The sequence below is a fragment of the Novosphingobium sp. AAP93 genome (assembly GCF_001296055.1).
Taxonomy (GTDB): Bacteria; Pseudomonadota; Alphaproteobacteria; order Sphingomonadales; family Sphingomonadaceae; genus Novosphingobium.
Window position 1 is genome coordinate 1 of record NZ_LJHZ01000013.1, and the last position, 12,442, is coordinate 12,442.

The window sequence follows — 12,442 nt, forward strand, 5'->3', positions numbered from 1 at the left end:
CCTGCCGATCTTCAGCAACCTCTATGTGCCGATGGGCCCGGCCTATTACCTGTTCGCCGCTTTCGTGATCGTCGGCGCGGGCAACGCGGTGAACCTCACCGACGGGCTGGATGGCCTCGCGACGATGCCGGTGATCATCGCGGCAGGCACCTTCGCGATCATCGCCTACCTCGCCGGCCGCGTCGACTATGCGCACTACCTCGGCATCCAGCACGTGCCGCGCGCGGGCGAGCTTTCGATCTTCTGCGGCGCGGTGATGGGCGCGGGGCTGGCCTTCCTGTGGTTCAACGCGCCGCCTGCCGCGGTGTTCATGGGCGATACCGGCAGCCTGGCGCTAGGCGGCACGCTCGGCGTCATCGCTGTCTCGATCCACCACGAAATCGTGCTTGGCATCGTCGGCGGCCTCTTCGTGATGGAAGCGGTCTCGGTCATCGTGCAGGTCTTCGTCTACAAGCGGACCGGCAAGCGGGTGTTCCGCATGGCGCCGATCCACCACCATTTCGAGCAACTGGGCTGGAAGGAATCGACCGTCGTCATCCGCTTCTGGATCGTCTCGATCGTGCTCGCGCTGATCGGCCTTGCCACGCTGAAGGTGCGGTAAGCGCGCCGTGATCACGTCCCCCGCCTTCAGCGGCAAACGCTACGCCGTTCTGGGCCTCGCGCGTTCAGGCCTCGCCAGCGTCGATACGCTGCTGGCAAGCGGGGCGGACGTGACAGCGTGGGACGGGCGCGAGGATGCCCGCGCGGCGGTCGAGGGACGCGCGACGATTGCAGACCCGCTGACGATCGACCTCACCGGCTTTGACGGTATGGTTGTCTCCCCCGGGGTGCCGCTCAATCGCCACCCCATCGCCGCGCACGCCCGCGCGGCGGGCGTGCCGATCATCGGCGATATCGAGCTCTTCGCGCAGGCCCGCGCCAGCCTGCCGCCGCACAAGGTCGTCGCGATCACCGGCACCAACGGCAAGTCGACGACGACTTCGCTGATGCATCACATCGTCAAGGAAGCGGGCCTCCCGACCGAAATGGGCGGCAATATCGGCCTCCCCATCCTTGGCCAGCCGCCGCTGCCTGAAGGCGGGGTCTATGTGCTGGAGCTGTCAAGCTACCAGATCGACTTGACCTACAGCCTCCACGCCGATCTTGCCGCCTTCATCAACCTCAGCCCCGATCACCTTGATCGCTACGACGGCTATGAAGGCTACGGTGCCTCGAAGGCGCGGCTTTTCCAGATGCAGCAGGCGGGCCAGTTTGCCGTGTTCGGCTGCGGCGATGACGATACCCGCCGCATCGCCGCCGCGATTGCGGCTGCGCGCCCGGAAGGCGATGTCGAAGTCGTCGATCCCGCCGCGCTGACGGGGCAAGCCGACTGGCCCTCGCTGCAAGGCCCGCACAACCTCCAGAACGCCGCCATCGCCGTCGCCATGGCGAAGCGCCTCGGGATCGCCGAGCCGGTCTGGCGCGCCGCGCTCGCCAGCTTCGTTGGCCTGCCGCACCGGATGGAGCGTGTCGCCGAGGCGGGCGGCGTGCTCTTCATCAACGACAGCAAGGCGACCAACCCCGCCTCGACCGCGCCCGCGCTCGGCGCATGGCCGCGCGTCCACTGGATTCTCGGCGGCCTCCCCAAGGGCGACGACCTTGACGCCTGTGCCCCCTATTTCGGCCACGTCGTGCAGGCCTATACCATCGGCGAGGCCGGCCCGCGCTTTGCCGAGATCCTTGAACCGCTCATGCCCGTCCAGCGCAGCGAGATGCTGGGCGATGCGGTGCGGCAGGCGATGGACGCGGCTGAGCCCGGCGATGTCGTGATGCTCTCGCCCGCCTGCGCCAGCTTTGATCAGTTCCGCGATTTCGAAGCGCGCGGCGATTGCTTCCGGCAGATCGTCACGGCGCTGATCGCCGAGAAGGGGGCGGCATGAACTCGGTCCAGCCCACCCGGCAGGTCGCCACCGCGCTGCCCGGCGGCGGCGTGCGCATCGCCCCGCGCACCAACCGCTATCGCCGTACCCGGCGCAGCGAACTTGTCATCTGGTGGCGCGAGATCGACCGCGTGCTGCTTGCGCTGGTGCTGATGCTTGTCACCGTGGGAACTGTCGCGGTCGCCGCTTCCTCCCCGGCCAGCGCGCACCGCCTCTCGACACAGATCAAGTCGCTCGGCGATCTCTACTTCTTCTGGATCCACTTGCGCTGGCTGGCGGTCGGGCTCTTCGCGATGTTCGTCGCCTCGCTTCTGCCCAAGGAGACCACGCGCCGGCTCGCCATCATTCTCGCCGCGGCGATGCTCGTGGCCCTCGTGCTCGTGCCCTTCCTCGGCAACGAAGTGAAGGGCGCCAAGCGCTGGCTGTGGATCGGGTTCAGCCTCCAGCCGTCCGAATTCCTCAAGCCCGGCTTTGCCATTGCGGTCGCATGGATTCTTTCGTGGAAGGTGCGCGATCCCAACATTCCCGTGATCCCGATCACCATCGGCCTGATGCTGCTGATCGCCGCGCTGCTGATGGCGCAGCCCGATTTCGGCTCGACCGTGCTGTTCGGCGGCGTGTGGTTCGTGCTCGTGCTGCTGTCTGGTCTTGATCTCAAGAAAGTCGGATGGAGCATTGCCGGGGGCATTGCGGGCGTGATCCTTGCCTATTTCTTCTACCCCAATGCCACGCACCGCATCGACGCGTTCCTCTCGGGCGGCAGCGAATTCGACCAGGTCGACCTTGCCATGCGCACCCTCGTCAGCGGTGGTTGGAGCGGCAGCGGGTTGTGGCTCGGCAGCCGCAAGATGGCGCTGCCCGAGGCGCATACCGACTACATCTTCTCGGTGATCGGCGAGGAATTCGGCCTGATCGCCTGCGCGCTGATCGTGGTGCTCTACTGCGCCATCGTGATCCGGGTGATGATGCGGCTGGCGGACGAGGAAGACCTCTTCACCGTGCTCGCCGCCGCCGGGCTCACCGCGCAGCTGGCGGGGCAGGCGTTCATCAACATCCTCGTCAATCTGCAGCTGTTCCCGTCCAAGGGCATGACCCTGCCGCTGATCAGCTATGGCGGTTCCTCCACCATCGCGCTGCTGCTCGGCGTCGGGTTCCTCCTCGCCATCACGCGGCGCAATCCCTATCTCTCGCGCGAGACGTCGGACCTCAGGGAGCTCGTGCGCACATGACCAATCCTATTCCCGGCGTGTCGCGCCATTTTGTCCTCGCGGCGGGCGGCACCGGCGGGCACTTGCTGCCGGCCTTCGCGCTGGCGGTCGAGCTGGAGCGGCGCGGACACCATGTCGCGCTGGTGACCGATGAGCGCGGCGCGAAGATCCCGGGCAAGCCTTCGTTCCTGCCCGCGCATGTCCTGCCTGCGGGCCGCCTCGGCAAGAACCCCATTGCGCTTGCCAAGGGCCTCGCCGCGATCTGGCGCGGCAGAGCGATGGCGCTGCGCCTGTTCGAAAGCTTCCAGCCGTCCTGTGTTATAGGCTTCGGCGGCTATCCCGCGCTGCCCGCGCTGCTCGCCGCGCGTTCGGCGAAGATCCCCACGGTGATCCACGAGCAGAACGCCGTGCTGGGGCGCGTCAACCGCCTGCTGGCCAAGCGCGTCGATGCCATCGCCACGGCCTACATGGAAGTCGAGCGGCTCGATCCGAAGCTCTGGGGCAAGGTCCACCGCGTCGGCAATCCGGTGCGCGCCGAAGTCCTCGCGCTGCGCGGGGAGCCGTTCCCGCCGTTCAGCGAGGACAGCCTGTTTCGCGTACTGGTCACGGGCGGCAGCCAGGGCGCTTCGGTGCTGTCCGAAGTCGTGCCCGATGGCCTTGCCATGCTCCCGCCCGCGCTGCGCCACCGCCTGCAGGTGACGCAGCAGTGCCGGCCCGAAGACCTCGAAGCCGTGCGCGCGCGCTATGCCGGGCACCAGATCCCCGCTGAACTCGGCACCTATTTCGAGGACATGGCGAGCCGCCTCGCCGAAACGCACCTGTTCATCGGCCGCTCCGGTGCTTCGACCGTTGCCGAACTGACGGCGGTCGGTCGCCCGGCGATCCTCGTCCCGCTGCCCATCGCGACCGACGACCACCAGGCTGTCAACGCGCGCGAGATGGTCAAGGCCGGCGGGGCGCGGGCGATCCGGCAGACAGGCTTCACACCCAAGGAACTCGCCAAACAGATCCAGACCATGGCGCTCAATCCCACCTCGCTCGCCAATGCCGCCCACGCCGCGTGGAACTGCGGCCTGCCCAATGCGGTCTTCGACCTCGCCGATCTCGTCGAGGGCTTCGGCGGCGTCCCGCTGATGGACGTGATCCGCATGGAAGGCGCGGCTGCTGCTCCCGCCACGCGTGAGGCACTTGCGCGGGAGACAGCGGAATGATCCTTCGACAAGCTCAGGATGAGCGGACCTTTGCGATGACCCCAACACCGCTCGTGCTGAGCCTGTCGAAGCACGCTGGCGCAACGGATGCCGCGCAATGAAGGGAGTCGGCACCGAGATCGGCACGATCCACTTCGTCGGCATCGGCGGCATCGGCATGTCGGGCATTGCCGAGGTCATGCACAACATGGGCTACAGCGTGCAGGGTTCCGACATGGCGGAAAGCTATGTCGTCGATGGCCTGCGCCAGCGCGGCATTCCGGTGATGATCGGCCAGCGCGCGGAGAACGTTGCGGGCGCGGCGGTTGTCGTCACCTCGACGGCGGTAAAGCGCGACAACCCCGAAGTCGTCGCCGCGCTTGAAGCTCGCGTCCCCGTCGTCCGCCGCGCCGAAATGCTGGCGGAGCTGATGCGGCTCAAGAACACCGTCGCGGTGGCGGGCACGCATGGCAAGACCACCACGACCTCGATGGTCGCCTGCCTGCTCGATGCGGGCGGGATCGATCCCACCGTGATCAACGGCGGCATCATCAACTCCTACGGCTCCAACGCGCGCCTCGGCGACAGCGACTGGATGGTGGTCGAGGCCGACGAAAGCGACGGCTCGTTCCTGCGGCTTGATGGCACCTTGGCGGTCGTCACCAACATCGATCCCGAGCACCTCGATCACTACGGCTCGTTCGAGCGGGTGAAGGACAGCTTCGTCGAGTTCATCGAGAACGTGCCGTTCTACGGCGCGGCGATCCTGTGCATCGACCATCCTGAAGTGCAGGCGATCATCCCCAAGGTGCGTGATCGCCGTGTGGTGACCTACGGCTTTTCCGCGCAGGCCGACGTGCGCGGCGAGGCGGTCACCCCGATCCCGGGCGGCAACCGCTTCACCGCCGTGCTGCGCCAGCGCGACGGCAGCTTCCGCCGCATCGAGGGCATCGAGCTGCCGATGCCCGGCCGCCACAACGTGCAGAACGCGCTCGCCGCCGTTGCCGTCGCGGTGGAAATGGGCGTGTCGGAAGAGCTGATCCGCACCGGCTTCGGCAAGTTCGGCGGGGTCAAGCGCCGCTTCACCAAGGTGGGTGAAGTCGATGGTGTCACCGTGATCGACGATTATGGCCATCACCCGGTCGAGATCCGCGCGGTGCTTGCCGCCGCGCGCGAGGGGGTGCAGGGCCGCGTCATCGCCGTCGTCCAGCCGCACCGCTTCACCCGCCTGCGCGATCACATGGAAGACTTCCAGGGCGCCTTCAACGATGCCGATGTGGTCTATGCCGCCCCGGTCTATCCGGCGGGCGAGCAGCCCATCGAGGGCGTGGACAGCGCGGCGATGGTCGAAGGCATCAAGGCGCGCGGGCACCGCTCGGCGCACCTGATCGCGGGCGCCGATGCGCTTGCGGTGGAACTTGCAGGCGTGGTCCAGCCGGGCGACATGGTCGTCTGCCTCGGCGCGGGCGATATCACCAAGTGGGCCGCCGGTCTGGCGGGCGCGATTGCGAAGCAGCGGGGGGCGGCGTGACGCAAGCCTCGGCGGATAGTCCTTCGACAAGCTCAGGACGAGCGGATGTTGGGAGTTCCTATTCCCAGTCCGCTCGTGCTGAGCTTGTCGAAGCACTACAGCGCAACGTTCGCGGCAAGCTCACCCCCAATGCCCCGCTAGCCCCGCTCGTCTGGTTCAAGTCCGGCGGCACCGCCGAGTGGCTGTTCGAGCCAAAAGACGTGGCCGATCTGCAGGACTTCCTCGACGGTCTCGCGCCCGATGTCCCCGTCATGGCGCTCGGCCTCGGCTCCAACCTGATCGTGCGCGATGGCGGCGTCCCCGGCGTCGTCGTCCGCCTCGGCAAGGCCTTTGCGCAAGTCGAGAAGGTGGATGAGAACACGCTGAACTGCGGCGGCGGGGCCTCGGGCATCCTCGTCTCCAGCACCGCGCGTGACAACGGCATTGCCGGTCTCGAATTTCTTCGCTCGATCCCCGGCACCGTGGGCGGATTCGTGCGCATGAACGGCGGTGCCTATGGCCGCGAGGTCAAGGATATCCTCATCGATTGCGACGTGGTGATCCGCTCGGGTGAGATCGCCACGCTGCCGTTGAGCGAACTCGGCTACACCTACCGCCATTCGGACCTCGTCGATGGCTGCGTCGTCGTCGCCGCGCGCTTCCGGGGCCACCCGGGCGAAGCGCAAGCGATCCAGGCTGAAATGGACCGCATCTCCGCCGCGCGCGAAGCCAGCCAGCCGCTGCGCAGCAAGACCGGCGGCAGCACCTTCAAGAACCCGCCCCCTGAACTCTCTGGCGGCGCCAAGGCGTGGGAACTCGTCGACAAGGCCGGCTGCCGGGGCCTCATGCTGGGCGGCGCGCAAGTCTCCGAAAAGCACACCAATTTCCTCATCAACACCGGTGAGGCCACCAGCGCCGATATCGAAGCGCTGGGTGAGCAAGTCCGCCGCCGCGTGAAGGAACTCTCGGGTGTGGAACTGCAGTGGGAAATTCAGCGAGTAGGCCGGCCGTGACACTTCCCAAACTCCACATCGCGGTCCTCATGGGTGGCTGGTCCAGCGAGCGCCCCGTATCGCTCATGTCCGGCGAGGGCGTGGCCAAGGCGCTTGAGGCCAAGGGCCACCGCGTCACCCGCATCGACATGGGCCGCGATGTCGCGCAGAAGCTTGCCGAGGCGGCGCCCGATGTGGTGTTCAACGCGCTTCATGGCACGCCGGGGGAGGATGGCACGGTGCAGGGCCTGATGGACCTGATGGGCCTCACCTACACGCATTCCGGCCTCGCCACGTCGGTCATCGCCATCGACAAGCAGCTGACCAAGCAGGCGCTCGTTCCCCATGGCATCCCCATGCCCGGTGGTCGCATCGTCAAGACGCAGGAACTGTTCGAGCGCGATCCGCTGCCGCGTCCCTATGTGCTGAAGCCGGTCAACGAAGGCTCCTCGGTCGGCGTCGCCATCGTCACCAAGGACGGCAACTACGGCGATCCGATCAGCCGCGACAGCGTCGGCCCTTGGAACGAGTTCGACGAACTCCTCGCCGAACCATTCATCCGCGGCCGCGAACTCACCACCGCCGTGCTGGTGGACAAGGCGCTCCTCGTCACCGAGCTCAAGCCCAAGTCCGGCTTCTACGATTTCGATGCCAAGTACACCGACGGCATGACCGACCATATCTGCCCGGCGGAGATCCCCGACGAGATAGCCGAGGCCTGCAAGGATATCGCCCTGCGCGCGCACCAGCTCCTGGGCTGCAAGGGCACCAGCCGCAGCGATTTCCGCTGGGATGACGATCAGGGCGTGGAGGGCCTGTTCCTGCTGGAGGTCAACACCCAGCCGGGCATGACCCCGCTCAGCCTCGTGCCCGAACAGGCCAAGGCGCTGGGCATGGAGTATGGCGATCTGGTCGAGGCGATTGTCGCCGACGCGCTCGCCCATGCGAAGAAGGAGGCCTGAGCCATGGCGCAGACCATTCGCCGGGGCGGAAAGACGGTGCGCAAGGTCGCGGCGGCGAGTGGAACCAAGCGAAAGGTTCATGCCGCGCGGCGCCAGACCGGTTCGGTGCTCGATCAGATCATGCAGTGGATGCCGTTCAGCGAGGAGACGCTGCACCGCATCCTGATGGTGATCATCCTCGGCGGCGCGGCGGTGCTGATGTGGGTCGTCGCCAGCATGGCGGGCGTCCCGCAGCTGGCCGAAGCCCAGATGGCGCAGATTGCCGGCAAGTCCGGGTTCGAGGTGAAGCGCGTCGAAGTGCGCGGCGTCAACCGCATGAACGAATTGAAGATCTACGAGAAAGTGCTTGGCCAGCGCGATCAGGCGATGTCGCGGCTCGATATCGCCGCCTTGCGTGATGAGCTGCTCCAGCTTTCGTGGGTGAAGGACGCTCGCGTCTCGCGGCAGCTCCCCGATACGCTGGTGGTCGATGTGGTCGAGCGCAGTCCCCACGCGGTGCTGCGCCGTGACAACAAGCTTACCCTGATCGACGAGACCGGTCATCCGCTCGAGGCGGTGAACCCGGCCAAGGCCAAGGGCCTGCTCGTCCTTTCCGGCAATGGTGCAGAGGCGCGCGTGCCCGATCTGGTTCACCTGCTCGATGCCGCGCCCGCCATTCGCCCGCAGGTGGCGGAAGCCGAATGGGTCGGCAACCGGCGCTGGAACCTGACGTTCAAGACCCGCCAGGTCGTCGCGCTGCCCGAAGGCGAAACCGAGGCAGCGAGCGCGCTGCTGACCTTCGCGCGGATGGACGGCGTCGACCGTCTGCTCGGCGGCCGGGTGGCAAGCTTCGACATGCGCAATCCGGACCGCATCTACATGCGCGTGCCCGGCCGCGCCGACGAAGTGGCCGCCGCCGCCCGCGCAGAAGCGACGGCCAAGGCCAATGCCGCAGCGGCGAAGACCGAAGCCGCCCGCAGCGCGGTCGCCTCTGCTGCACCGGCCAAAGTCGCTATCGCCAAGACCGCGCAGGACTGATCTTCCGGCCATGGCTGCCCCCCGCATCACCAAGGTCTTCGCGGCCGTCAATCTCGGCTCGTTCCGCGTCTCGGCGATCATCGCCGGGCTGACCGAAGGCGGCGAGATGGTGGTCATGGGTTCCGGCCATCGCCAGTCGCAGGGGATCAAGCGCGGCTATGTGACGGATATGGTCGCCGCCACCCATTCGGTGCGCGATGCGATCGAGCGCGCCGAGAAGATGGCCAATGCCAGCGTGCAGAGCGTGTGGATCGGCTGCTCGGGCGCGGGGCTTGCCAGCACGACCGCCAAGGTCGAAGTCGAGATCGGCGGGCGGCGCATCGAAAGCGACGATATCGAGCACCTGCTGATTGCGGGGCGCGAGGTGATCCAGCCCGATGGCCGCACAGTGCTCCACGCCCAGCCCGCGCACTACACGCTCGACGGGGCGGATGGCGTGCCCAATCCCAAGGGTCTCCATGCCGAGCGGCTCGCGGTCGATATCCACGTCATGCTCGCGGACGGCGCGCCCGTGCGCAATCTCAAGGAGACGGTCGAGAACGCACACCTGCGCGTCGAGGCGGTCGTCGGCTCGCCGGTTGCGACAGGCCATGCCTGCCTCTCCGCCGAAGAGCGCGAATTGGGTGTCGCGCTGATCGAGTTCGGCGCGGAAGTGACCACCGTTTCGGTCTACGCGGGCGGCATGCTGCTCGGCATGCAGGCGATCCAGTTCGGCTCGGCCGACATCACCGATGCCATTGCCTCGGCTTTCGGCATCCGCCGCTATCAGGCCGAACGGCTGAAGTGCATGGCCGGTTCCGCGCTCGCCAGCCCCGCCGATCACCGCGAGATGATCCCGGTCAACGCGCCGGGCGATCCCGAGCAGGGCGGCCCGATGGCGCGCCATGCCGATGACAAGAACCGCATCCCGCGCGCCGAGCTCGTCTCGGTGATCACCCAGCAGCTGGGGGTGTTTACCGACGAGGTCGGGCGCGCGCTCAAGTCGCTCGGCTTCAACGGCAAACGCGGCCAGCAGGTCGTGCTGACAGGAGGCGGTGCACAGCTTCCCGGCCTAGCCGACTACGCGCAGGCTGCGCTGGGGCGGCCGGTGCGCATAGGCTCTCCGCCGACGATGCTGGGCCTGCCGCCGGGCCACGCGACACCCAGTTCCTCGACGCTTGTCGGCCTGATGCTCTATGCCGCCGCCGATCCGGTCGACATCCGCAAGATCGGGCCGACCTGGGGGCCTACGCAATCCTACAGTGGTCTCGGCCTGCTGCAGCGCATCTGGCGCGCGATGAAAGACTATTTCTGATGGTTGGAGGCGGCTTAAACCCTCCTACTTGTGGAAAAACCTGTCGAAGCTTTGGTTCGGTCAAACAATCCGTGCCAAAGCTAACGTTACATTTACCGGGGCACCATTTCCGGCCCCCCGCAGACCCGCATGGGAGAGCGCTATGAGCATCAACATCGGACCGCCGGCCATCGACGAACTGCGGCCGCGCATCACGGTCATCGGCGTGGGCGGGGCGGGTGGCAACGCCATCGCCAACATGATCAACGCCAGGATCGAGGGCGCCGACTTCGTCGTCGTCAACACCGATGCGCAGGCGCTCAACAATTCGATCGCGGACAACCGCATCCAGCTCGGCCCCGACATGACGCAGGGCCTTGGCGCGGGCGCCCGTCCCGAAGTCGGCCGCGCCGCCGCCGAAGAGACGATCGAGGAAATCGAGCGCGCGCTTGAAGGCGTCCACATGTGCTTCATCGCTGCCGGCATGGGCGGCGGCACCGGCACCGGCGCAGCGCCGGTCATCGCCGAAGCGGCCCGCCGCAAGGGCGTGCTGACGGTCGGGGTCGTGACCAAGCCGTTCCTGTTCGAAGGCACGCGCCGCATGCGCGCGGCCGAAAGCGGCATTGCCGAGCTGCAGAAGCACGTCGATACGCTGATCGTCATTCCGAACCAGAACCTGTTTCTCGTCGCCAAGGCGGAGACCACGTTCAAGGAAGCCTTCCAGCTGGCTGACGAAGTGCTCCAGCAGGGCGTCCGCTCGATCACCGACCTCATGGTCATGCCCGGCCTCATCAACCTCGACTTTGCCGACGTGCGCTCGGTCATGGGCGAAATGGGCAAGGCGATGATGGGCACCGGCGAGGGCGAGGGCCCGAACCGCGCGCTCGAAGCCGCCGAACGCGCGATTGCCAACCCGCTGCTCGACGGCGTCTCGATGCAGGGCGCCAAGGGCGTGATCATCTCGATCATCGGCGGCGACGACATGAAGCTGCTCGAAGTCGATGAAGCGGCCAACCACATCCGCGAACTGGTCGATCCCAACGCCAACATCATCTGGGGCTCGGCGTTCAACCCAAACCTCGATGGCAAGATCCGCGTCTCGGTGGTCGCCACCGGCATCGAGCAGACCGGCGAGATGGCGGACAGCGCCGCGCGCCCTGTGGCGACCGGCGGCATGCGTGGTCCGGCTTTCCCGGGCGGGCTTGCTCGTCCCGCCGCGCCCGAACCGGCACCTGCTCCGGCGCCCGTTGCGGCCGAGCCGCAGCCGTTTGCGCCGCCGCCCGGCCATGCCGCGCCGGAACAGGTGGCAGCCGAGCCTGAAGCTGCCGAAGAGCCGGGCGAGCTCACGCTGGGGCTGGACGATGTGGAGGAAGCCGCGCCGCCTGCCGACGAGCCGGGCGAGCTCACGCTGGGGCTGGACGATGCGGAGCCGATCCCGCCCCGCTTCGGCCGCGCGCAGCCGGATCCGGCAGGTGACGCGCCGCGCAGCCCGCCGGGCAGCACCTTGTTCGAGCGCATGGCCAATCTCTCGCGCGGCGGGGGCCGCGTGGGCGAGGACGATGCCGATCCGGAAGATGGCAGCGCGCTCAACATCCCGCGCTTCCTCGGCCGCCAGAACAACCAGTAAGGCCATGCAGCCGGGCGCAGGTCGCCCGGCCACAGGAGACACGCCGGCCGGGGGGCGGCTGGCGTGTCCGTGCAAGCCGCGATAAGGTCGGCCCCATGATCTGCCGCTTTTCCCGTTCCTCCCCCCGGCTCAGTGCTTCGACGTTTGCTCTGGGCATGGCGCTGGTCCTCGCGCACCCGGCATGGGCGCAGCAGCGCGGTGGCCCGGTCGATGACGATGCGACCGAGCCGGTCGCGAGCACCTCGATCCCGGTTGTCCAGCCGATCGCGCCGAGCCCCACGCGCACGCTCAATGCCGCGCTTTCCCGGCTGGCCCGCGATCCGCGCGATATCAGCGCCTTGCTTGATGCCGGCGGCGCCGCACTCGATCTGGGCGACACGGATGCGGCGATCGGCTTCCTCACCCGCGCCGAACAGGTTGCGCCCGGCACCGGCGGGGTGCGCGCACGGATGGGCATCGCGATGCTGCGCTCGAACCAGCCGTTCGAGGCGATCCGCTGGTTCGATCTGGCCGAGCAAGCCGGGTTCAACCGGACCGAAATGGCCAGCGACCGCGGTCTCGCCTATGATCTCATCGGCGACAACGCCGCCGCGCAGCGCGAATACCAGCTCGCGCTTTCGGCGGGGCGCAACGACGAGACCAGCCGCCGCTATGCGCTGAGCCTGGTGATCGCGGGCGACCGGCGCGGCGCCGAGCTCGTGCTCCAGCCGCTGCTCGAGCGGCAGGACCGCGGCGCCTGGCGGG

Annotated in this window: 11 protein-coding genes; all 11 read left to right on the forward strand. The window is 67.6% G+C overall.

Going from position 1 to position 12,442, the window contains the following annotated elements:
* Positions 1 to 601 (forward strand): phospho-N-acetylmuramoyl-pentapeptide-transferase (gene mraY, locus IP83_RS02595; RefSeq protein WP_156309549.1); only part of this gene is annotated, 601 nt, incomplete at its 5' end.
* A 7-nt stretch (positions 602 to 608) separates the two neighbouring features.
* On the forward strand, positions 609 to 1,919 hold the full coding sequence (gene murD, locus IP83_RS02600) for a UDP-N-acetylmuramoyl-L-alanine--D-glutamate ligase (protein ID WP_054120654.1): 1,311 nt from the start codon (positions 609 to 611) through the stop codon (positions 1,917 to 1,919).
* The gene (locus IP83_RS02605) at positions 1,916 to 3,148 is read left to right on the forward strand and encodes an FtsW/RodA/SpoVE family cell cycle protein (protein WP_054120655.1); all 1,233 of its coding nucleotides are present in this window, start codon (positions 1,916 to 1,918) and stop codon (positions 3,146 to 3,148) included. The genes murD and IP83_RS02605 overlap by 4 nt, the downstream gene beginning before the upstream one ends.
* A gap of 8 nt (positions 3,149 to 3,156) precedes the next feature.
* Positions 3,157 to 4,338, forward strand: coding sequence for an undecaprenyldiphospho-muramoylpentapeptide beta-N-acetylglucosaminyltransferase (gene murG / locus IP83_RS02610; RefSeq protein ID WP_156309551.1), 1,182 nt, complete (start codon positions 3,157 to 3,159; stop codon positions 4,336 to 4,338).
* A 97-nt stretch (positions 4,339 to 4,435) separates the two neighbouring features.
* Entirely contained in the window at positions 4,436 to 5,848 is a 1,413-nt protein-coding gene (murC, locus tag IP83_RS02615) for a UDP-N-acetylmuramate--L-alanine ligase (RefSeq protein WP_054120657.1), read from the forward strand.
* Positions 5,845 to 6,840, forward strand: a complete 996-nt coding sequence (murB, locus tag IP83_RS02620; RefSeq protein WP_082364435.1) for a UDP-N-acetylmuramate dehydrogenase — start codon at positions 5,845 to 5,847, stop codon at positions 6,838 to 6,840. The genes murC and murB overlap by 4 nt, the downstream gene beginning before the upstream one ends.
* Positions 6,837 to 7,781 (forward strand): D-alanine--D-alanine ligase, encoded by a 945-nt coding sequence (locus tag IP83_RS02625; RefSeq protein ID WP_054120658.1) that lies wholly within the window; start codon positions 6,837 to 6,839, stop codon positions 7,779 to 7,781. Before murB ends, IP83_RS02625 begins: the two co-directional genes overlap by 4 nt.
* Positions 7,782 to 7,784: 3 nt before the next feature.
* Positions 7,785 to 8,798 carry a cell division protein FtsQ/DivIB gene (locus IP83_RS02630; protein WP_054120659.1) on the forward strand — a complete coding sequence of 338 codons (1,014 nt, stop codon included), beginning with the start codon at positions 7,785 to 7,787 and terminating at the stop codon, positions 8,796 to 8,798.
* Between the two features lie 10 nt (positions 8,799 to 8,808).
* Positions 8,809 to 10,092: a cell division protein FtsA gene (ftsA, locus tag IP83_RS02635; RefSeq protein ID WP_054120660.1), complete on the forward strand. Its 1,284-nt coding sequence runs from the start codon at positions 8,809 to 8,811 to the stop codon at positions 10,090 to 10,092.
* A 142-nt stretch (positions 10,093 to 10,234) separates the two neighbouring features.
* Positions 10,235 to 11,698, forward strand: a complete 1,464-nt coding sequence (ftsZ, locus tag IP83_RS02640; protein WP_054120661.1) for a cell division protein FtsZ — start codon at positions 10,235 to 10,237, stop codon at positions 11,696 to 11,698.
* 155 nt (positions 11,699 to 11,853) lie between these two features.
* Positions 11,854 to 12,442 (forward strand): tetratricopeptide repeat protein (locus tag IP83_RS02645; protein WP_369816980.1); only part of this gene is annotated, 589 nt, incomplete at its 3' end.